Origin of the sequence: Wolbachia endosymbiont (group A) of Cephus spinipes, assembly GCF_964026895.1 — a bacterium.
Taxonomy (GTDB): Bacteria; Pseudomonadota; Alphaproteobacteria; order Rickettsiales; family Anaplasmataceae; genus Wolbachia; species Wolbachia pipientis.
In genome coordinates this window covers 362990-384343 of record NZ_OZ034713.1, presented here as the reverse complement: position 1 = coordinate 384343, position 21354 = coordinate 362990, and the positions used below count along the sequence as shown (strand labels likewise).

The window sequence follows — 21354 nt, the reverse complement described above, 5'->3', positions numbered from 1 at the left end:
GTTTCCCACGGCATACCGCCGCGGTATCTTGGCCGCTAACACGTAGCGGGATGACGAATGTATCTGTTCAGCAGTTGTGTTAAAAGTCAATAGAAAAATTGATGTAGCTGTGGATAAGCACGTTTATACAGATAAAAGTACTTATCCACAGCTATGCTGGCTCTTAGATAGAAACAGACAGAGAGTTATATTCCTCAGTAAAAACCCTGTCATCTCTGACTAAAGAGTTAGCAAGAATAAGCAATTTCCTCATGGCAGCAGTGGAAGCAATTTTATATGGCTTTTTATATTGACTATATAATCTAGTAAAGAAAGGTTTGATATAGGAATTAGGGGGGGGAGGGGGGGATGTATGGTCCCAGAGTGTGATGGTATGATAAAATATGAGAAAACAATACCATCAAAGGAGGAATTATGGGACAAATATTACATGGGTGCGCCAAAACAACAGAGACAATTCGTAGAGCAATACAAAATAGTAAAGAGAGCATAGCAAAACTCTCCAGGTACTATAACCTTAATCCAAAAACTATCATTAAATGGAGAAAACGGTCTTTTGCCAAAGACGCTGATATGGGTCCGAAGCATGCAAGATCAACTGTTTTAACTTTAGAAGAGGAGGCTGTAATTGTTGCATTTCGTAAGCATACTCTATTGCCATTAGATGATTGTCTCTACGCTTTGCAAACCTCAATCCCACACTTGACTCGCTCTAGTCTACATCGTTGCTTACAGAGGCACAGCATTAGCAGACTACCAGATGTTGATGGCGAAGTTAAACCAAAAAAGAAATTCAAACAATATCCTATAGGCTATTTCCATATTGATATTGCAGAAGTCAGAACAGAAGAAGGAAAGTTATATTTGTTTGTTGCAATAGATAGAACATCCAAATTTACGTATGTTGAGTTGTATAAAAGTGCTACAAAACCTATAGCTGCTGAGTTTCTACGTAATTTGATTAAAATTTTACCATATAAAATCCACACTATTTTGACAGATAACAGTGTACAATTTACCAACCAAAAACGCCATAAATACGCTTTTCAACATATATTTGATAGAGCTTGTGAAGAAAATGACATTGAACACCGTCTAACAAAAGTTAGCCATCCTTGGACAAATGGGCAAGTTGAGCGTATGAACAAAACTTTAAAGAATGCCACTGTTAAGAAGTATTACTATCAGTCTCACCAGCAACTCAAAGAGCATCTTTATGACTTTGTTATGGCCTACAATTATGCTAAAAGACTCAAAACTCTTAAGGGTCTTACACCTTTTGAGTTTATATCTTTACAGTGGACAAAATCTCCTGAATTGTTCATACTAAATCCACACCATCACACTCTGGGACCATACACTCCCTGTGTTTCGTAATATTATACAATCAAATTGATAAAAGCTGTATTATCTCCTTGCAGCATTAAGTGTATATTTTTTGCTATTTTTTCCACTAAGGAAGTAACATTATCAAAATTTGAAAATTTTGATAACACATAATCTGCTAAGCTTCTTTGATCTTCAGGTCTACCCACTCCAAATCTCAAGCGCCAATAATCGTTGCCAATAAAACTATCTATGGATTTAAGTCCATTATGTCCAGCAGAGCTACCACCTTTCTTTATTTTTATTCTTCCAAGTTCCAAATCAGCGTCATCGTGTATGACAACAACATTATCTAGCGATAATTTGTAAAAATTTCGTATTTTTGCAACAGGGATGCCTGAATTATTCATAAATGAATAAGGCTTTATTAACATGATTTTATTATCATTAATTATGCCAGAGGTTATTAGATAATCGGCTTTTTTAGAGAACGACTGGAAATTCCAATATTTGCAAATTGTATCAACTACGATGAAGCCGATATTATGATGAGTTAACTCATATTGACTACCAGGGTTACCAAGCCCAACTATCAGGTGCACTATTCCTCTGTTTCTGCTTGAGGTTCTTCAACGTCACTATCGGCAGCAGAAATTGTAACAATGGTAAAATTTTCTTCTTCATGGGCTACAAACTTAACACCTTCTGGTAATTTTACATCATTAATATGTATAGACTGGCCAATCATTTTACCGGATAAATCAACTTCAATAACCTGAGGTATTTTATCAGGAGAGCATTTAACAGCAATAGAACGACACAAAACATTAAGCACTCCACCTAACTTGATCCCTGGGGCTTTACTTTCATTCACAAATGATAGAGGTATGTCTATTTTAATTTCACTGCCTTTATCAACAAATTGAAAATCAACATGTTGCACAGTATCCTTTACTACATGCAATTGGATATCGCGAACAAGAGCATATTCCTTTTTGCCCGAAATATTCAGCTCTATCAAATGTGCAGAAAGAGAACCTGATTTATATTGCTTCGTGAATTCCTTTGCAGACAATGTCAAATTTACATTATCATGGCCCTTTCCATATATTATTCCAGGGATGTTTCCTTTCTTCCTTAGAGAATGCATCGCTTTTGTTTTTGTTATATCACGTAACTCTGCATTAATTGTTACTATTTCCTGTTGCGTCATCGGTTACTCCTATTCAGCTAATCCTTTTAATATAATTTAATAATAATATAACATAAAAATATTTATTTCAAACTTCATTCTTTCATACTAATTGTTTGTGAAAGGATTTATTTAGATATATATTTAAGCTTATTTAACAAGAACTATGGGCATTGATGATAAAGTAGTTTTTAGGATTTATAAACCAACAAAAACTGCAACACAATCTGGTTTAGGTAATACAAATTTCTGGCACCTGAAAATTGAATCTGGCTCTTACTACATTGAACCTTTAATGGGGTGGGTTGGCTCAAAAGATCCAAAAAAACAGATTGTATTAAAGTTTGATTCTCTTGAAAAAGCAGTATTCTACGCAAAAAAACGCAACGTTAAATACATAATTGAAATGCCAAAAAATGTTAAGAGGCTGCCAAAATCTTACGCAAGCAATTTCATACTAAAGTAAGTTGCACAACAAATGGTGTTATGCAAGTAGCTGACACTGCTCTCCTTTGTCATCCCAGTGCCCAGACACTGGGATGGCTTTGTTGCATCGCTACTTATGAAAGGCTAACTATAGTTAGGATTATAAGCAACCTATTGAAAATCTTGTTTTTTTGCAATCAATCTGATCAAATTTAAGAATAGTAATTTGTTATTTATATTAATAAATTTAATTCTATTGAAAATAGCTAAAGCATTGAAATTCTTGAATTTTAGCCAGATTAGTGAGTGGTAGTGAAATTTCTTTTACTCAAATTTAGGTATTCACTGACCGTTCTTGTTATAAATACCAGAATAATAAGCTACTGATATTCACTATCTTTTTTATCTTTAATCCATCATAGCTAGCGATGCAACAAAGCCCACTGGGATCCAGGAATTTTATTAAGTTGGTAAGCATAAAAATAGCTGTTTTACGTTAAAATACAATGTTTTTGATGATTATGGAAAGGCTGGATCCCAGTGTCAAGCACTGGGATGACACCATTTGTTGTAAACTCACTTTTACTCTATGGTTATACTACCTTGCCGCTATCCTGAACGGATACAAAGTAAGTTTTATTGTGATGTGCTCATCTGTAAAAAATAAGACTTAATCTCACTGTTGATCATGGATTTTAAGTTGTGCTAGCACACTGCGGCCATTTAAAGAGTCAAGATTTTTAACCTGGCTAGCCAGTATTAAAGAGTTATTTTTCAGGTATTTCTTTACAAGACTTGCAAGCCTTTTTGGATTATTCAAATAGCTCCATTCTGCTTGTAAAACTTTCATATCACTTTGCACTAAATTAATTTCACTTTTTATTTTTATTAGCTCTCTATTTAATGACTGAACATGTAATTTTACCTTAAATAGTCCTACAATGCTAAGAAAAAACATAACTATTGAGATGATGCAGAAAGTTCTCATGACAACCTCTGTATAGCTCTTAGTTTTGCTGAGCGTGAACGCGGATTTGCACTTACTTCTTCTATACTTGCTTCGATCACTTTTTTATTTAGAAGAGAGAATGTCTTGCAATCAGTAGCACATAAATCTTTAAAAAAAGTTTTGACTATACGATCTTCTAAGGAATGAAAGGTGACGACAATTAATTTGCCATTCTCACTTAAAATCTCAGATGCAGCTTTAATGCCCTTTTCAAGTTCTCCCAGCTCATCGTTTACCCATATTCTGATTGCCTGAAATGTTCTGGTTGCAGGATCAATTTTGCTTTTTCCACGAAACACCACAGAACGTACAATATCCGCAAGCTCAAATGTAGTTTTGATAGTTTTCTTCTTCCGTGCATTTACTATTGCTCTTGCGATTTTGCGAGAATGACGTTCGCCTCCGTAGTTATATATAGTATTTGCGATTTCTTCTTCGCGTAAAGCGTTAACAAACGTTGAAGCGTTTATATAAGAAGAGTTATCCATACTCATATCGAGTGGACCATCATGTAAAAATGAGAACCCTCTATCTCCGTTATCAAGCTGCATAGATGAAACTCCGATGTCAAAAACTATTCCATCGATACCTTCAATATTGTTGCTATCTAATAAATTTTTAACATTACTAAACTTCTCAATAAATAGTTTTATTCTATCGGGATATCTAATGCTTAAATCATCATAAAACTTAGTTACCGTTTCATCTCTATCAATTGCATATACTTTGCAATCAGCTGACTCCAATATTGCTTTGCTATACCCTCCAGCTCCAAATGTGGCGTCCACATATATACCATCATCCTGCGGTGATAGTAGTGATAGCATCTCTTTTAACAAAACTGGAGTGTGTGTCATAGTGCTCCATCAAGAGACTCTGTGCATACAAATAAAAATAACTTCCCACTAAAACATATGGAAGTATATAGGCAATAATATAAAAACACTTGAATATAGTCAATGATATAAAAATATTAAGATTTAATAAGATGCTATTATTAATATGATGTTCAAATTTTTCTATTATATAAAAAAAAGTAATGTATATTACTAAATACTAAACAAAGTATAGAAAATTATGCAGCAAATAACAAAAGTAATATTTTCAAGTTTGATTTGTAACACTTTATTGTGGTATGACCACATGCTTTTTGGCCACTTAATAAACATAATAGGTAGTGTGTTTTTTCCATCGGATGATCAACTAACCAGCGTATTGAAAGCTTTTGGAGTGTTTGCAGTGGGTTTCTTAATGAGACCAGTCGGTGCTGCTATATTTGGTCACATTGGTGATAAGCATGGCAGAAGAGTTGCCTTATTGCTCTCGATTATATTAATGACTCTATCAACCGTATTAATTGCTTTTGTTCCAGGTTATCAAAGCATTGGAATACTAGCATCAATGCTGGTAGTTTGTTTAAGGTTATTGCAGGGTATATCTCTTGGAGGAGAAGCAGGAAATGCACCATTTTTAATAGAACATGCTCCTAAAAACAAAAAAGGATTTTTTGGCAGCATTGAAGTATTAAGCGCAATTTTTGGTTCAGTATTAAGCTTGATAGCGGTACTCATATGCAAAAAAGTATCTGATTTTGAATCTTGGGGGTGGAGATTACCTTTCATTTTCAGTTTAGCAATGGGATTAATTAGCATATATATGAGATATATACTTGATGAAAGCCCAGAGTATAAAAGACAGAAAAATCCATCTAAATTGCCATTAAAAGAGTTATTAAATAGCTATAAAAAACCTTTTCTGATATCAGTTGGGGTTGATATAGTTGAAAACTCATCTCTTTACATATATCTGGTATTTTTCAATGCGCTTACGAATAAAATATTAACAGTAAATACTCATTTTAATCATATAGTGGAAATACTGAGTCAAATTGCGCTCGGAGGATTGACAGTATTGTTTGCAATACTTTCTGATAAGGTAGGAAGAGAAAAAGTTATGAAGTTTGCATTTATAGCTTTTGTAATAGTGAGTTATCCAGTTTTTTCAATGTTATGTAGTAGCAATTACTTGCTGGCACACATTCTTTTTATAATTCCAATAGCTGCATCGCTTGGTCCTGTCAGTGCACTTATGTGCGAATTATTTCCAACAAAGGTTCGGTACAGTGGATTTGGTTTATCAAGAAATATAGCTGCTGGATTTTTTGGCGGCCTTGCACCATTTATATGCACAACAATTATCAAGGTTACAGGACAAGAGACTTCAGCTAGTTTTTACATGATTTTCTGTGCATTAATTGGGCTAGTTGCTATATCGCAAATTAAGGGTGAGCTTTCTTCAAAATCACCCAAAGTAAACCAAGTATAGTTGCAGTATAGCAGAATTTAAAAAAATCTAATTATAAGGTGGGAAATGCCAATTCTTAGGTGATAATGTGAATATTTCAGCACCATCTTTTGTCACTCCAAGTGTATGCTCAAATTGAGCAGAAAGTGAAAGATCGCGTGTTGTTACTGTCCAGTCATCGAGTTTACTGAGCAGAGTCTCATGTTTTCCAGCATTAATCATTGGCTCTATTGTAAAAAACATACCTTCCTTTAAGACAAGATCTTCATCTTGATCATAGAAATGCACTACATTTGGTGGAGCATGAAAGACTTTTCCTATACCATGTCCGCAGTAGCTGCGTACGATAGAATATCCAAAATCTCTAATATATTTCTCTATAGCAAGCCCTATTTCATTTAACTTATTGCCGGGCTTAACTTGTTTGATTGCTTCCATCAACGCATTATAAGTAGCATCACATAAACGTTTTGCTTTGATTGATGGTTTGCCAACCCAAAACATGCGACTTGTATCACCATGCCAACCATTTAAAATCACCGTGACATCAATATTTAAAATATCTCCATCTTTAAGCGGTTTATCATCGGGAACACCATGGCACACAACTGCATTTTTTGAAGTGCAAATTGATTTTGGATACCCCCTATAGTTTAGTGGTGCTGGAATTGCACCTGCATTAATTATAAAGTCATGGCATAGATCATTTAATTCATTAGTTGTCACCCCTACCTTTACGTACGGTGCAATGAAATCAAGAGTTTCAGCAACAAGCCTGCCAGCCTTGCGCATAAATTCAAAATCTTCTTGTGAGTGTATAGTTATGTTCATATTTTCCATGTCTTATTATAATTGGTACGCTTACTTGCAGTACATAAATGTAATAACTTTGCGTATTATGAAAATAAGCCCTATGGATCCTAGCGTCAAGTCATTTGTATGAAAGGTGGTCAAGCAAGAAGTCTATTTAATAATCTGAACTATACAACTATTATCTCAGGATAATCTGAAGGTTTTTTGTGATAGTAATCGATGCTCTTAGAATTCACCTCAATGTAAGTATTATAGATACGATTCTCAAAACCACCTCTCTCTTGTTTTTTAGAGATACGCTTTTCTTCAATTTGTTCTATTGATAGTCCACTTTCTTTGCCTAATGCATGTATGACCTCAAGTAAATCGGCTAACTCTTCAAGATTTTCATCTGGAGTTTTAGAGGCAATAACTTCCTTTGCTTCTTCTAAAAGTTTATCTTTGAGACGTTCAATGTATTCATCTTTTTCCATCACCCTCTCATAAACAATAATTCCATGGGAACGTATAATTTCAGTTGTATGATCACGAACCAATTTATTAATTTTGAAACAATGTTTTTTATTCATAATGTTTCCTTTGATAGATATAAGAATTTCATTCAGTAAAATTAAACTGTAACTTTTGATTTAACCCAATTATACAATTTACTCATTTTACCATCTTGTCCTAACATACCAGAGTTATTTTTATAAAAAGTGTCAACTATTAGCTTTATAGAACCTATAGCAGCAGAAAATACAGGATTTTTATCATATTCGCCATCAAGGCCACTGAGAGATTCAGGGGACCCAATTCGAACTTGTTTATTGAATATATAGCCTGCAATTTCCTTCATGCTTGTAAGTTGACTAGTTCCACCTGTGATCACTACTTTATTAATTGGATCTTTCTGCTCTTGAAATTGCTCTCTTACCATTTCAAGTATTTCTTCAACTCTTGGTCTTATGATGTTAATAAGCTCAGATTTGAATACTTGAGTAGGTTCATCATTTTCACTATTTTGGACTGTAATATATTCGTTCTCATCTATTGAAGTTACGATAGTGCTACCATACAGTATTTTTATATACTCTGCACGTTCTATGCTTGTGCATAGCCCGTAAGCAATATCTCGAGTGATATGAACGCCACCAATTGGAACGCTGCTTGCATACACAAGTTTCCCTCTTTTGAAAATTCCAATTGCAGTGCACCCACCGCCTATATCAACAATAGCAGTCCCGAGCTCTTTTTCATCTTCACTGAGACACGCAAGACCTGCAGAATATGCAGAAGCAATACAACCTGCCATATTTAATCCACCATTATTGGTAATACAGTTTTCAATATTGGTAAGCGCTGGACGCGAAGCAGTGACAACATTAACATCAGCAGATAGTCTTTTTCCGTACAATCCACCAACTTCTTTTATGTCAGTCATGTCATCTAAGTGATATTTTAGTGGTATATTGTGAATGATAACATTGTCTTCAATATATTTCTCAAATGTTTGAAAAACTAAACGTCTTATATCACGCTCAGAAATCTCATGGTTAGCTGCAATAATTTCATTATGTACATTGAAAGATGAGATGCCACATCCAGCAATGTTCACATATATCTGATCTATGGTTTCTTCTGATACTTGTTCAGCTAAACCTATAGTTGATGAGATGGAGTAATTTGCGTGTTTTACATTAGTTATTGATCCACCGTTTACACCTTCTGCAATCTTATAACCCGTTCCTGTTACTTTATAGCTGAAGTTGCCATTTATCTTAACGATTAGACAGATAATTTTTGTTGTACCTATGTCTAAAACAGCAAAAACATTTCTCTTTGGTTTTGCTATTACTGCAGAGTACATTAGTTAACCTTATTACGCAATTTCATTTAAATTGTAGCTTTCTTTAATAATTTATATTTCTATTATAGATATAGCAACATTTTAATATACACTAAATTCTGGACAAAAGGAAAAGTAAAACATAGAATGATAATTTTTATGTCCATATTACCAATTGTAATTGCCCCTGATGAAAGACTAATCACACGTGCCAGTGAAGTAACAGATATAAACGATAAAATTAAAGAATTAGTAAACGACATGTTCGAAACTATGTATGATGCAGAAGGTCTTGGCCTTGCTGCAGTGCAAGTTGGAGTGTTAAAGAGAATTTTTGTTATGGATATTCAGCTAGAAACAATTGAAAATGAGCCAGCAGGATATGGCTCAACTGGCAAATTTTACATGATTAATCCTGAGATTACAGAATTATCCGATGAACAAGTAATTCTCAAGGAAGGATGCCTTTCAATTCCAGAGCAAAGTCATGAAATTAAGCGTCCAAAGTATCTAACTGTGAAATATAAAGACTTAGATAATGAAGAACAAACACTAAAAGCTAGTGGTTGGCTTGCAAGGTGTATTCAGCATGAATTAGATCACTTAAACGGCATATTATATATTAGACATTTATCTAAATTAAAGTATGATATGGCGATGACAAAAGCACAAAAGATTAAAAAGCAATATGAGCAATAAAGACCTAGAATTATTAAAATTTTACCATGAAGTGGGCGTTGATTGCACACTAATGGAGGGTGAAGAGGAAAAAAAATTGGAGAGCAAAGAGAGTGTGCAACCCTCTGTTATCCAAACTGGGACCCAGAAGAAAGATGCAGATACGCGCTGGGGTGACACTAAAGATGGAAAAGACATGTTTCCAAGTGATTGGATAATTGAAGCAAGGAAACTTGCAGGTAAATGTGGTAGTGTGGATGAATTAAGAAGTGCAGTAAAGTCATTTGAAGGTTGTGAGATAAAAAAAACTGCAACTAATACTGTCTTTTCCGATGGTAATCCAAATGCAAAAATTATGCTCGTTGGTGAAGCTCCAGGAGCAAATGAAGACCTTCAAGGCATACCATTTTGTGGTGCAAGTGGAATGTTGCTCGATAAAATGTTAAATGCAATCAATCTTGATCGCACCAAAGTTTATATAAGCAATACCGTATTTTGGCGCCCACCTGGCAATAGAAAGCCAACCGACCTAGAGCTTGATATGTGCAGACCATTTGTCGAAAAACACGTTGCACTAGTTTCACCACAAATTTTAATTTTGGTCGGGGGAATCGCATGTTATAGCCTTCTTGACAGCACAAAAACTATATCGAATTTGCGTGGCAGATTTCATACGTACACTAACCAATATTTGTCCAATTCAATCACCACAGCCGCTATATTTCATCCAGCTTACCTACTTCGCCAACCGGCACAAAAACGTTTAGCCTGGGAGGACTTGAAGAAGATTAGGGAGTATCTTGATAACACCAATAACTGCACAAATACCTAATAAAGTGGTAGACCTCTTGCATAGTTTTTTGCAGCATGTTAACAATCGTTAGAAACGAAAAAACTTCCTTGACAAACTCCGCCAGCCCCCTTATCATGAAACTGAAGCTATTGTATTTGCTTTCGCCAATCTGCAGATTAAAAGGTAAGGATTACTTAATGTATCGGCGTCTTATGTTCAATTTTTTGCAGTATATAGATACTGTATGTCTTTACAAAACTTCATCTACATCTAGATTTTTATCTAAATAAGCTGAACGCGCTTATAAAGCGTTACAAGACATCAAAAAATGCCAATACTCGACAGAGATAGTAAAAGACTAGCTAACTCGGGGATTCTTTGTCTTTTTTTCTGCTTAGTAAATTTCTTAAACATTTGCAGCGTAAGTTAGTTGCAATTAAAAGCAGCTTAATCTTGCTTGTCAAGCGTTTAAAACATAAAAAACGCCAATATTTTAAAGCGGATAATAACCCCAGGGCTTCTTTTGCCTTTTTTTTCGTTTGGTAAATTTCTTAATGTTTATAGCTAAACGACAATCGTCATCCCGCTACGTGTTAGCGGGATCTATGCTTTGAGATACCGCGAATAAATCGCGGTATGACGTAGAGCTCGCGTTAGCTACACTTTTATGCTTACCAACTCAGTATCCAATCAAAACCTGGATTTCAGTGTCAAGCACTGAAATAACACCGAAAGGGCTACTGCTGTCTTGGATGGGAACCAGTGTCAGCTACTTGAATCTGCCACGCAAATTGCCTGCAAATTGCAATGTTCGTACAGCTGTGCGTCATGCGCTGGAATGGCATCAAGGGGTAACTTTTTATTTAAACAATGATTGTAAAATGATTATAATAAGAGATCTATTGAAATTTTAAAGTTATTAAATATTGACGCTATATACTTAAGTGTTAAAATAGAATGAAAAGTTTTTAGGAGTTTATATGGCAGCAGGTGGGAAAGCAAAGACAGCTAGTAAAAATAACCCTACTCAGCGTAAGAAAGCTGAGCAAAAAATGTATAAAGATAAACCGGTAAAACCTGTTAGATATATAGATCGTGATTCGCGCATGAATTATATGTCTGCTCAATATGACAACGGCAATCTGGTTGAAGATGAGGTAAGCGGCAATCCTATAAAGTGGGAAGCTGTATAATAGTTGTGGTTAAAGTTACTATTAATTCTAAGGAATGTGAAGTAGAGCATGGGCTCACTATAATTCAAGCTTGTGAAGTCGTGGGCGTTGAAATTCCACGTTTTTGTTATCATGAGCGTTTAGCAATTGCTGGTAACTGCAGAATGTGTTTGGTTGAAGTGGAGGGTGGACCTCCAAAACCAGTAGCCTCTTGTGCAATGCCAGTTGCAGAAGGGATGGTTATTCACACTGATACCCCTAAGGTTAAAAAAGCACGTGAAGGTGTGCTTGAGTTTTTGCTAATTAACCACCCGCTTGATTGCCCAATTTGCGATCAGGGTGGTGAATGCGATTTGCAAGATATCACGATGGCTTATGGGAAAGGAACCAGCAGACTTGATGAGCATAAGAGGGCTGTGCCAAAAAAACACTTCGGACCACTGATTGAGACTGCGATGAATCGATGCATTCATTGCACTCGGTGTGTTAGATTTTTGTCTGATGTTGCAGGTACAAATGAACTTGGAGGAATCGGAAGGGGAGAAAATGTAGAGATTAGCACTTACATAAAAAGGCATATTAGTTCTGAATTATCTGGAAATATCATAGATCTCTGCCCGGTAGGAGCTTTAACTTCAAAGCCTTACTCCTTTACAGCGCGTCCATGGGAGCTATCACATTGTGAGACTATAGATGTGCTAGATGCTGTGGGTAGCGCAATTAGAGTTGGTTATCGTGGCCCGGAGGTTATGAGGATATTACCAAGGCTGAGCGAAGAGGTAAATGAAGAATGGATATCAGATAAAACCCGCTTTGCCTATGATGGACTAAAAGTTCAGCGTCTTGATCGACCTTATATAAAAAAAGATGGTAAATTAGCCCCAGTTGATTGGAATGAGGCATTAACTGTTGCTGCAAAGAAATTAAAGAATACAAAATCAAATAAAATAGCTGCAATTGCAGGTGATTTAGCAGATTGTGAGTCTATGCTTCTACTTAAAGAAATGATGCAGAAGCTCGGCTCGGGAAATATAGATTGCAGGCAGGATGGTGCAAAACTTATACCAAATAATCGTGGATCGTATGTGTTCAATACCACTATTGAAGGTATAGAGAATGCGGATTTGTGTCTGCTTATAAATACAAACCCAAGGATAGAAGCACCGATCATTAACGTAAGATTGAGAAAGAGATATTTACAGGGCAACTTTCCTGTTGCAAGTGTTGGTCCTAACATTGAATATTTGTATCATGTTGAGAAATTGGGCGATAATCCTGATATTTTGAGTGAAATAGCAAATGGAAATCATAAGTTCTGTAAGCTGCTGAGTGCTGCTCAGAGCCCTATGCTGATTATCGGTCAAGATGCATTAGTAAGAGACGATTCTGAATCAGTTCTAGTTCTAGCTGGCAAAATTGCAGAAAAATTTAACATGGTCAGAGATGACTGGAATGGCTTTAATATGCTGCATAAAGCTGCAGCAAGAGTTGGTGGGCTAGATATTGGGTTTGTTCCTAAAAAAGGCGAAAGGGATATTAATCAAATATTGGAACATGCAGAAAGTGGTGAAATAGAAGTTGTTTATCTTCTTGGTGCAGATGAAATTGACACATCAAAGTTAGAAAACACATTTGTAATTTATCAAGGTCATCACGGTGATAAGGGTGCACATGTGGCAGATGTTATCTTGCCTGGTGCTGCATATACAGAAAAATATGCAACTTATGTAAACACTGAAGGTCGAGTGCAAAGAACAAATTTAGCTGTATTTCCTCCAGGTGAAGCAAAGGAGGACTGGTTAATTATTAAAAATCTCTCGCAATATTTGGATCTCTCCTTACCATATGATAGTTTATTTGACGTGAGAAAAAAATTAGATACTATCGGTCCACAGTTTAGAAATGCTGATCAAGTGATAAAAAACACATGGGTACCAATCAGCAATGGTAAAATAAATTTAAGTAATACACCTTTTACTTTAAAGGAGTGTAATTTTTATATGACGGATTCAATAAGTCGCGCTTCAAAAATAATGGCAGATTGTACTAAAGCTTTTTATGAACACGCTAGTTAATATTTTATTTATTTTAGTACCGCTACTACTTTCAGTTGCATATTTGACATACTTTGAGCGTAAGGTCCTTGCTGCAATTCAACTGAGGCACGGCCCGAGTGTAGTTGGACCTTTTGGGCTATTGCAGCCATTTGCAGATGCTATTAAGCTACTGATTAAAGAGCCGATAATACCATTTAGAGCGAGCACCATACTGTTCATTATGGCTCCAATGCTTACCTTTATCTTGGCATTAATTGCCTGGGCAGTTATACCGTTTGGTGCTGAAGTAATTGTAGAAAATGGCCAGCAAGTAGTTATTCCTAAGGTTATAGCAAATATTAATGTTGGAGTGCTTTACGTGCTAGCTATATCGTCGCTGGGAGTATACGGCGTAATTATTGCAGGCTGGTCAAGCAATTCTAATTATGCATTTCTTGGTGCTATACGGTCGGCTGCTCAGATGATTTCATATGAAGTTTCAATAGGCTTAATAGTTGCTGCAGTCGTTATTACCACTGGAACATTAAATCTTGGAGAGATGGTGGTAGCGAAACACAATATGCCATTTTGGGTTGATTTACTACTAATGCCTATAGGAATAATATTTTTTATTTCTTTGCTTGCAGAAACTAATCGTCACCCATTTGATTTACCAGAAGCTGAAGCAGAGCTAGTCTCTGGATATAACGTTGAATATTCATCCATGCCTTTTGCCCTCTTTTTTCTTGGAGAATATGCAAATATGATTCTAGCAAGTGCTATGATGACGATATTCTTTCTAGGAGGATGGTATCCTCCGTTAGAACTTGGTTTGCTTTATAAAATTCCAGGTTTAATTTGGTTCGTTTTGAAGATAATTATACTTTTATTCGTATTTATTTGGATTAGAGCAACAATACCTCGTTATCGATATGATCAGCTAATGCGCCTTGGTTGGAAAGTATTTCTACCAATATCGGTGCTTTGGGTAATACTCATTTCAGGGGTGTTGCTCTTTACTGGGAATTTGCCTGGATCCAATGTTTAATTTCCCAAATACAAGATTAAGACGCAGGCGCTCGAGCAAATGGGTTCGCAATTTAACAAGTGAAAATAGTTTATCAGTAAACGATCTGGTTCTTCCTCTGTTTGTTCATGACAGAGAAGAAACAACTGAACCAATTTCTGGCTTACCAGATGTAAAGTGTTATTCAATAGATGGATTAGTGTCTATAGTTAAGGAAGCTAAAGATTTAGGAATTAATGCTGTTGCAATTTTTCCTGTAGTTGATAGTAAACTAAAATCTGAAAACGCTGAGGAAGCATATAATTCTGACAACTTAATCTGCAGAGCAATTTGTGCTGTAAAATTAAAGGTACCTGAAATTGGTATTATTGCAGACATTGCATTGGATCCATACACTATTCACGGCCATGACGGCATTTTAAAAGATAATCAGATGGATGTAGAAAACGATGAAACCGTGTCGATATTATGTAAGCAAGCACTTGCTTTAGCAGCATCAGGATGTGATGTAGTTGCTCCTTCTGATATGATGGATGGTAGAATAGGAAGAATCAGAAAATCATTAGATGATAACAATTTTCAAGACGTATTAATATTATCTTATGCAGTAAAATACTGCTCTAGCTTCTATGCTCCATTCAGGCAAGTCGTTGGTTCATGTGGGCTATCACATTCTATAGACAAAAGTGGTTATCAAATGGATTATAAAAATGCGCGCGAAGCAATGTGCGAAATTGAAATGGATATAAATGAAGGTGCAGATTTTATTATGATTAAACCAGGTATGCCATATTTGGATATTATCAAAACAGCAAGTGATAAGTTTAATTTTCCGATTTTTGCTTACCAAGTAAGCGGTGAGTACGCAATGATAAAAGCTGCTGCAAATAATGGCTGGCTAGATTATGACAAGGTGATTTATGAATCTTTGATTGGTTTCAAACGTGCGGGTGCAAGTGCAATATTCACTTACGCTGCACTTGATATTGCAAAAAATTTAAATGCATAAGCCCTATAAAATTATTAAATTTTTGGCGCACGTTCTTCTACTGTTGCTGCATATTACCTAAAATCTTCCAATACATGTTTTAAGCTATTGATAAGTCTATTACAATACAGTATTATAAATAATATAAACCAAGTGTTACTTAGAACATGGGGATTTTTTTTAAATTTTTGGGGAAGATGCTAGGCAAGGTTTTTCCTGCTAAAACAGTAAGCTCTCTTTTAGGAATAGGATATTTACCAAGTTGGCAGAACTATTGGTCTTCTTTTTTAATATTATTTATTGTCGATGTTATATTAATTCTTACATATGGAGGCGAATACTTACTATATAAAATGCCAGACTCAGGAATAGTCGTAGCTGCTGTTTTTACAAAATTGGCAATAGTTATGTTAGTAATGCAATTAATTGGAATATTTATTTTTCATGCTCAAGACCCTTCAGCAAACAGTGGTGAAGAAATAGTAATACAAATAGCGTCAGGGCAAGTACTGACTGTAGCACTTTCAATGCCGGCAATGATGTCGATTTATTATGCTGTAAGTAAACTCTATGGGAATATATGTAAGCAGATGTTTCAATGCCCATTTTGGTTTAATGATTTTATGCACTTTTTCTTTTTTCTTATGATACCTTACGTATTTTTTAATGTCGTAGAAGTGATAAAACCATGGCCAATAAGTTCAATACAGCTCAGCTATAATAATGCAATGTCAATTACATTTGAGGGGATTTTTCACACATTTTATGCGGTGATTTTACTGTATTTAACAGCATTTATATTCTGCGATTTAACTATGCATGATGCAATTGTCCTAAATAAAAGCATAATTCAGTATGTGAGGGAAAGTTCAGCAGTTTTAGGTGATTATTTACATGATACTGTTAAAAAAATAGGTATTGAATAGTACTTATTTATTTATATATTTAGTATAAAAAGTGTGAAATTTGTGTGAACTTACAAAGTATAATAAAAGAGTTACAAGATTTTTGGGCTAGTGAAGGATGTGTTATACTTCACTCATACACATCTGAAGTTGGTGCTGGCACATTACATCCTGCAACAATTATGTCTGCAATTGATACAAAACCGGCAAAAATTGCATATCTACAACCAGTAATTAGGCCAGCAGATGGGCGCTATAGTGATAATCCTAATCGTTTGTATCAACATTACCAATATCAAGTTATAATAAAGCCATCTGGTAATAATTTACAAGACGTCTATTTAGATAGCTTAAAAGTTCTTGGCATATCTACAGAAAAATATGATATTAAGTTTGTTGAAGATGATTGGGAAAACCCAAGTGTTGGTGCATCAGGACTTGGATGGGAAGTTACATGCAATGGAATGGAAGTAACACAGCTTACTTATATACAGCAAGTTGGAGGGATTGACTGCAAGATGATTCCTGGTGAGGTGGCATATGGGTTGGAACGTTTAGCAATGTGCATACAAGGTGTAGATAATGTTTACGATATAATTTGGAACGATAACGGTGTAACTTACGGAAATATTTTTAAACAAAGAGAATATGAATTTTCTTATCTAGCATTAGATTATTATGATACTAAAGTGGTACAGCAGCAATTCGAAGATACGGAAAAATTGTGCAAGTTCCTTATTGAAAAGGAGCTACCAATGGCAGCTTATGACCAATGTATTAAAACTAGTCACCTACTTAATCTGCTTGATGCAAGAGGTGTGCTTGGTGTGAATGAACGTACAGCTTATATTGGTAGAGTTAGAGAGCTGACAAAAAAATGTTGTGAATTGTACATGAGTAAATAGCGTATGTCGTTGCAGTTGTTATTTGAGTGCCTTTCAGAAGAAATACCACCGAGAATGCAGAATGTAGCTGTAACTCAAGTTAAGAGCTGTATTGCCAATGTTTTTAACAAAAATAATGTAAAATTTACATCAATGGAGGTTTTTGTAACAGCACGTCGCATTACCCTATTTGTCGACAACATAAATGCTTTGGAGCTAAAGGATTCCAATAACGAAGTTAAGGGACCAAACATTAACGCACCAAAAAGTGCTATCGAAGGTTTTTTAAGAAAATATCAGAAAAATGAAGAAGATTTGCTCGTTCGAAAAGTAAATAATGAGGATTTTTACTTCATTAAAAGAGAAAGCTGCTCATTTAACATTCAAGAGTTTCTTAAAAATCAACTAGGAGAAATATTAAAAAATTTCTCTTGGCCAAAAAGTATGAGATGGGGCAAAGGAAAAGAAAGGTGGGTTAGGCCAATTAAAAACATTTTATGCATTTTAAATGACGAAATAATACCTGTGTCTTTTGCAGGGATCACAGCATCTAACACAACATATGGCCATCGATTTCTCTCAAGTGGTACAGCGTTAACTGTTAAAGCACCTAAAGACTATTTTGAATTGCTAGAAAAAAACAGTGTAATTCTCCAAATGGACAAAAGAAAGCAATTTATACTAGATCAGATTAATAAATTCACAAAAGAGCAGAATTTACAACTTGAGAAAAATGATTATTTACTAAATGAATTGACAGGGCTTATAGAGTGGCCAATCGTGCTGTTTGGTGAAGTAAATCAAGAAAAGTCATTTGGATTACCGAAGGAAGTAATACTTAGTATAGTTAATACACAACAAAAATACCTTGCTTTAAGTAATGGAAAGAGAATTTCACACTTTGTCACTGTTGTCAACGTCAACAATGGTGAAGTTGTTAAAGGGCACGAAAGAATATTAGAAGCACGTCTTGCTGATGCCCAATTTTTAATATCTCAAGATAAAAAGGAAAATCTAGATTATTATGTCAAAAAATTAGGTTCGATATTATTTCATGCTTCTCTTGGCAGCGTTGGAGAAAAGGTAAAGCGTATTACGGCTCTGTCAAAGTATATAGCTATATTTATTCCACATGCTTCGCTGATAAAAGTTGAACGCGCTGCATATTTGGCAAAAGCTGATTTGGCAACATCGATAGTAAGAGAGTTTCCAGAATTACAAGGAGTAATGGGTGGATATTATGCTTCTTATTTTCAAGAAGATAAAGAAATAGTGGAAGCTATAACTGAACACTATAAGCCAATCAGATCGGAGCAAGAATGCCCTAAATCCCCTTCAGCAATTGCTGTGTCAATTGCAGACAAAGTGGATAGCTTAGTTGGTTTAATTGCAGCAGGTGAAAAAATCTCTGGTTCGTATGATCAATTTAGTTTGCGGAGAATGACAATTGGTATAATTAGGACAATACTTGAAAATAATTTGCATGTTCCAATTAGGCTATTGATAGACAAGTCAGTATCTTTATATTCAAAACTTCTATTTAATAAAAATACAACGTCAGCTGATAAGCCAAATAGAAAACAAATTTCAGAATTAGTATTTAAATTCTGCTTAGAAAGATTCAAGGTTATTTTAAAAAATAGAGATATAAGACAAGATGTCGTAGATTCAATACTATATAAAATCGATATTAATGATCTGCTGACAGCAGAAAAGCAAACTGTTATATTGGATCGTTATCTTAGTACGCCAGAAGGTGAACAGATTCTAAGCACTTACAAAAGAGTCAGTAACATGATGAGCAAAGTAAGAAAAAGTGATGGCACTACTTATAGTGCATCTTACGGTAAGAGGTTTTTGATTGAAAGTGAAGAAATTGCGCTATCAAATTGTGCTATAACTGCTTGTAAAAACATAAAACAAGCGATAAAAAATAACCACTTTAATGTAGCACTTGATGAACTTGCTGGTTTTGCTCCGTTTATCAATCAGTTTATGGACAGTGTAAAGATTAACTGTGATTCTGATAAACTGAGGAGAAACAGATTATCTTTGCTTGAAAATGTAGTTTCCATCTTTCATTTAGTAGCAGATTTTAACCTCATACAGGTTAAGCAATGGATAAATGCTCAGGCAATATAAAGAACAAATCAAATCATCTCCACAGTCCTGTGGCGTGTATAAGATGGTTGGAGATAAGAATAAAGTTTTATATGTTGGAAAAGCAAAAAACTTAAAGTCGAGATTATCCGACTACCTTCAATTCGAAAACCTTTCTGAACGAATTAGAGTTATGCTCTTACAGGTTATTAAGGTTGAAATATTCATCACTGAGAATGAAATCGAAGCACTGCTTCTTGAAGCACAGCTAATAAAATCATTGAAACCACTTTATAATATTGTGCTCAAGGATGGAAAATTTTATCCTTATATAACAATTTCCAAGCACGATTATCCAAGAATAGCAAAATATAGAGGCAAATTTAAGAAAAATGAGTTTCATTATTATGGTCCCTTTACATCTGCCGCTGCTGTTAAGCAAACTATATTGTCATTGCAAAAAGCTTTTCTCCTAAGAGTATGTTCAGATCAATACTTTTCCTCAACAAAAAGACCATGTATTGAATATCAAATTAAGCGCTGCTCAGCACCATGCATAAACAAAATCACAAAAGACGACTACTGCCAATCAGTAAAACAGGCACGAAATACATTGCTTGGAAGAAATAAGGAAGTGAAAGAACAGTTACTTTTCACAATGAGAAAGTGCAGCAGTGAAGAAAACTATGAGCTTGCTGCTATATATAGAGATCGGGTAAAGTTTCTTGAGCAAATTCAAATACAGCACACGGATTTTTCTTTTGAAAAAGATGCAGATTTCTTCAGTATTGTACGTGAAGAGGATCTAGCATGTATTAGTGTGTTATCGTTCAGAAATAAAGACAACTACGGCAGCACTCCTTACTTTGCCGAGAACTGTGGTGATCACTCAAATGATGAAATTTTATCCACCTTTTTGGTCAATTTTTATAATTCAGCTAACATACCTCCAATACAAATTTACGTTCCAGATTCTATTGTGGATAAGGAAATTATAGAACAAGCACTATATAAGGTTGCTCAAAAGCCAGTAAAAGTTCTGCATGCAAAGAATAAAAAAGAGCGTGATTTATTGAAATTTGTTTATGATAACTCTCAGCATAGCTTAGAGCAGAAGCTTATCGATTATAGAAATAACCTAGAAAAGCTTGAGGAGCTTAGCAAAATCTTCTTGTTACCAAATATTCCAAAGCGTATTGAGGTTTATGACAATAGCCATATATTTGGAAACCAACAAATTGGTGTAATGGTTGTTGCAGGGCAGGAGGGTTTTTTAAAAAGTGAGTACAGAAAATTTACTATAAAGGAAAAATTTTCAGGCGATGACTATAAAATGATGAGGGAAGTGCTAACCAGACGTTTCTCCGGCAATATAAAAGGCATAATACCTGATTTTTTACTGATTGATGGTGGACCAGGACATGTTTCCATAGTACAGAATGTACTGGAAGTATTGAATATAAACGTTCCTTTTGCTTGTATGGCAAAAGGTCCTGATCGTAACGCAGGAAATGAAAGATTTTATATGCTGGGCAGGGAAGAATTCAGTCTGGCAAATGACAGCAAAGTCATGCTTTACTTACAATCGCTGCGTAATGAAGCCCACCGTTTTGCGATAACTTCACATAGAAAAAAACGCGATAAACAGTTTATAGTTTCACAATTAAGCAAAATACCCGGCATTGGCAACAAAAGAAAAAAAGCGTTGATGTCTTATTTTGGTTCAGTGAAAAATATAAGCAAAGCTTCTCTGGCTGAAATTCAAAACGTACCTGGAATTAGTAAAGGTTTAGCAGAAGTCATTCTTAAACACGTAAATTATAAGAGAGGAGTACTGGAATGACACAAAACCCGTTTTATTATTAGGGAATTT

Annotated in this window: 20 protein-coding genes; 13 read left to right on the top strand and 7 right to left on the bottom strand. The window is 35.1% G+C overall.

Going from position 1 to position 21354, the window contains the following annotated elements:
• Positions 1-414 precede the first annotated feature (414 nt).
• Positions 415-1377, top strand: a complete 963-nt coding sequence (locus AAGD59_RS01860; protein ID WP_015588815.1) for an IS481-like element ISWpi4 family transposase — start codon at positions 415-417, stop codon at positions 1375-1377.
• A gap of 2 nt (positions 1378-1379) precedes the next feature.
• Here the strand turns inward: AAGD59_RS01860 and pth are convergent, their stop codons facing one another.
• Both pth and AAGD59_RS01850 read right to left on the bottom strand, forming a co-directional pair.
• Positions 1380-1928: an aminoacyl-tRNA hydrolase gene (gene pth / locus AAGD59_RS01855; RefSeq protein WP_265027934.1), complete on the bottom strand. Its 549-nt coding sequence runs from the start codon at positions 1926-1928 to the stop codon at positions 1380-1382.
• The gene (locus tag AAGD59_RS01850) at positions 1928-2539 is read right to left on the bottom strand and encodes a 50S ribosomal protein L25/general stress protein Ctc (RefSeq protein WP_010962412.1); all 612 of its coding nucleotides are present in this window, start codon (positions 2537-2539) and stop codon (positions 1928-1930) included. Before AAGD59_RS01850 ends, pth begins: the two co-directional genes overlap by 1 nt.
• Before the next feature lie 145 nt (positions 2540-2684).
• On the opposite strand from AAGD59_RS01850, the gene AAGD59_RS01845 reads away from it, so the two are divergent.
• Positions 2685-2984, top strand: a complete 300-nt coding sequence (locus AAGD59_RS01845) for an NADH dehydrogenase ubiquinone Fe-S protein 4 (protein ID WP_015588813.1) — start codon at positions 2685-2687, stop codon at positions 2982-2984.
• A gap of 636 nt (positions 2985-3620) precedes the next feature.
• Here the strand turns inward: AAGD59_RS01845 and AAGD59_RS01840 are convergent.
• Both AAGD59_RS01840 and rsmH read right to left on the bottom strand, forming a co-directional pair.
• On the bottom strand, positions 3621-3932 hold the full coding sequence (locus AAGD59_RS01840; protein WP_010962410.1) for a hypothetical protein: 312 nt from the start codon (positions 3930-3932) through the stop codon (positions 3621-3623).
• Positions 3929-4810, bottom strand: coding sequence for a 16S rRNA (cytosine(1402)-N(4))-methyltransferase RsmH (gene rsmH / locus AAGD59_RS01835; RefSeq protein WP_015588811.1), 882 nt, complete (start codon positions 4808-4810; stop codon positions 3929-3931). The genes AAGD59_RS01840 and rsmH overlap by 4 nt, the downstream gene beginning before the upstream one ends.
• Before the next feature lie 220 nt (positions 4811-5030).
• Between rsmH and AAGD59_RS01830 the strand changes: the two genes are divergently transcribed.
• Positions 5031-6278: an MFS transporter gene (locus tag AAGD59_RS01830; RefSeq protein ID WP_265027933.1), complete on the top strand. Its 1248-nt coding sequence runs from the start codon at positions 5031-5033 to the stop codon at positions 6276-6278.
• A gap of 27 nt (positions 6279-6305) precedes the next feature.
• Here AAGD59_RS01830 and map read toward each other — a convergent pair whose 3' ends face one another.
• The 3 genes from map to ftsA all read right to left on the bottom strand — a co-directional run bounded on the left by map (position 6306) and on the right by ftsA (position 8919).
• Positions 6306-7088 carry a type I methionyl aminopeptidase gene (map, locus tag AAGD59_RS01825; protein ID WP_265027932.1) on the bottom strand — a complete coding sequence of 261 codons (783 nt, stop codon included), beginning with the start codon at positions 7086-7088 and terminating at the stop codon, positions 6306-6308.
• A 149-nt stretch (positions 7089-7237) separates the two neighbouring features.
• Positions 7238-7639, bottom strand: a complete 402-nt coding sequence (locus AAGD59_RS01820; RefSeq protein ID WP_015588808.1) for a nucleoside triphosphate pyrophosphohydrolase — start codon at positions 7637-7639, stop codon at positions 7238-7240.
• A 41-nt stretch (positions 7640-7680) separates the two neighbouring features.
• A complete protein-coding gene (ftsA, locus tag AAGD59_RS01815) occupies positions 7681-8919 on the bottom strand; it encodes a cell division protein FtsA (protein ID WP_015588807.1) in 1239 nt (412 codons plus the stop codon).
• A 138-nt stretch (positions 8920-9057) separates the two neighbouring features.
• Here ftsA and def point away from each other — a divergent pair, with 138 nt between their 5' ends.
• From def to uvrC, 10 genes are all read left to right on the top strand, one after another.
• On the top strand, positions 9058-9597 hold the full coding sequence (def, locus tag AAGD59_RS01810; protein ID WP_015588806.1) for a peptide deformylase: 540 nt from the start codon (positions 9058-9060) through the stop codon (positions 9595-9597).
• Entirely contained in the window at positions 9587-10408 is an 822-nt protein-coding gene (locus AAGD59_RS01805) for a uracil-DNA glycosylase family protein (protein ID WP_015588805.1), read from the top strand. The genes def and AAGD59_RS01805 overlap by 11 nt, the downstream gene beginning before the upstream one ends.
• 941 nt (positions 10409-11349) lie before the next feature.
• Positions 11350-11562, top strand: a complete 213-nt coding sequence (locus AAGD59_RS01800) for a hypothetical protein (RefSeq protein WP_006279675.1) — start codon at positions 11350-11352, stop codon at positions 11560-11562.
• A 5-nt stretch (positions 11563-11567) separates the two neighbouring features.
• The gene (gene nuoG, locus AAGD59_RS01795) at positions 11568-13616 is read left to right on the top strand and encodes an NADH-quinone oxidoreductase subunit NuoG (protein WP_141456792.1); all 2049 of its coding nucleotides are present in this window, start codon (positions 11568-11570) and stop codon (positions 13614-13616) included.
• A complete protein-coding gene (gene nuoH, locus AAGD59_RS01790) occupies positions 13600-14625 on the top strand; it encodes an NADH-quinone oxidoreductase subunit NuoH (RefSeq protein WP_015588803.1) in 1026 nt (341 codons plus the stop codon). Before nuoG ends, nuoH begins: the two co-directional genes overlap by 17 nt.
• Positions 14618-15613, top strand: coding sequence for a porphobilinogen synthase (gene hemB, locus AAGD59_RS01785; protein WP_265027931.1), 996 nt, complete (start codon positions 14618-14620; stop codon positions 15611-15613). The genes nuoH and hemB overlap by 8 nt, the downstream gene beginning before the upstream one ends.
• 146 nt (positions 15614-15759) lie before the next feature.
• Positions 15760-16518 carry a phosphatidylglycerophosphatase gene (locus tag AAGD59_RS01780; protein WP_138265045.1) on the top strand — a complete coding sequence of 253 codons (759 nt, stop codon included), beginning with the start codon at positions 15760-15762 and terminating at the stop codon, positions 16516-16518.
• Positions 16519-16562: 44 nt separating this feature from the next.
• Positions 16563-17402, top strand: a complete 840-nt coding sequence (locus AAGD59_RS01775) for a glycine--tRNA ligase subunit alpha (RefSeq protein WP_015588800.1) — start codon at positions 16563-16565, stop codon at positions 17400-17402.
• Between the two features lie 3 nt (positions 17403-17405).
• Positions 17406-19523: a glycine--tRNA ligase subunit beta gene (gene glyS / locus AAGD59_RS01770; RefSeq protein WP_015588799.1), complete on the top strand. Its 2118-nt coding sequence runs from the start codon at positions 17406-17408 to the stop codon at positions 19521-19523.
• Positions 19507-21324, top strand: a complete 1818-nt coding sequence (uvrC, locus tag AAGD59_RS01765; protein WP_174516859.1) for an excinuclease ABC subunit UvrC — start codon at positions 19507-19509, stop codon at positions 21322-21324. The genes glyS and uvrC overlap by 17 nt, the downstream gene beginning before the upstream one ends.
• The last annotated feature ends 30 nt before the right edge of the window (positions 21325-21354 follow it).

Bases quoted from the DNA above. Each gene is read 5' to 3' on its own strand.
- AAGD59_RS01860 (WP_015588815.1), top strand. From the start codon at position 415: ATGGGACAAATATTACATGGGTGCGCCAAAACAACAGAGACAATTCGT.
- AAGD59_RS01850 (WP_010962412.1), bottom strand. From the start codon at position 2,539: ATGACGCAACAGGAAATAGTAACAATTAATGCAGAGTTACGTGATATA.
- AAGD59_RS01845 (WP_015588813.1), top strand. From the start codon at position 2,685: ATGGGCATTGATGATAAAGTAGTTTTTAGGATTTATAAACCAACAAAA.
- AAGD59_RS01840 (WP_010962410.1), bottom strand. From the start codon at position 3,932: ATGAGAACTTTCTGCATCATCTCAATAGTTATGTTTTTTCTTAGCATT.
- rsmH (WP_015588811.1), bottom strand. From the start codon at position 4,810: ATGACACACACTCCAGTTTTGTTAAAAGAGATGCTATCACTACTATCA.
- AAGD59_RS01830 (WP_265027933.1), top strand. From the start codon at position 5,031: ATGCAGCAAATAACAAAAGTAATATTTTCAAGTTTGATTTGTAACACT.
- map (WP_265027932.1), bottom strand. From the start codon at position 7,088: ATGAACATAACTATACACTCACAAGAAGATTTTGAATTTATGCGCAAG.
- AAGD59_RS01820 (WP_015588808.1), bottom strand. From the start codon at position 7,639: ATGAATAAAAAACATTGTTTCAAAATTAATAAATTGGTTCGTGATCAT.
- ftsA (WP_015588807.1), bottom strand. From the start codon at position 8,919: ATGTACTCTGCAGTAATAGCAAAACCAAAGAGAAATGTTTTTGCTGTT.
- def (WP_015588806.1), top strand. From the start codon at position 9,058: ATGTCCATATTACCAATTGTAATTGCCCCTGATGAAAGACTAATCACA.
- AAGD59_RS01805 (WP_015588805.1), top strand. From the start codon at position 9,587: ATGAGCAATAAAGACCTAGAATTATTAAAATTTTACCATGAAGTGGGC.
- AAGD59_RS01800 (WP_006279675.1), top strand. From the start codon at position 11,350: ATGGCAGCAGGTGGGAAAGCAAAGACAGCTAGTAAAAATAACCCTACT.
- nuoH (WP_015588803.1), top strand. From the start codon at position 13,600: ATGAACACGCTAGTTAATATTTTATTTATTTTAGTACCGCTACTACTT.
- hemB (WP_265027931.1), top strand. From the start codon at position 14,618: ATGTTTAATTTCCCAAATACAAGATTAAGACGCAGGCGCTCGAGCAAA.
- AAGD59_RS01780 (WP_138265045.1), top strand. From the start codon at position 15,760: ATGGGGATTTTTTTTAAATTTTTGGGGAAGATGCTAGGCAAGGTTTTT.
- glyS (WP_015588799.1), top strand. From the start codon at position 17,406: ATGTCGTTGCAGTTGTTATTTGAGTGCCTTTCAGAAGAAATACCACCG.
- uvrC (WP_174516859.1), top strand. From the start codon at position 19,507: ATGCTCAGGCAATATAAAGAACAAATCAAATCATCTCCACAGTCCTGT.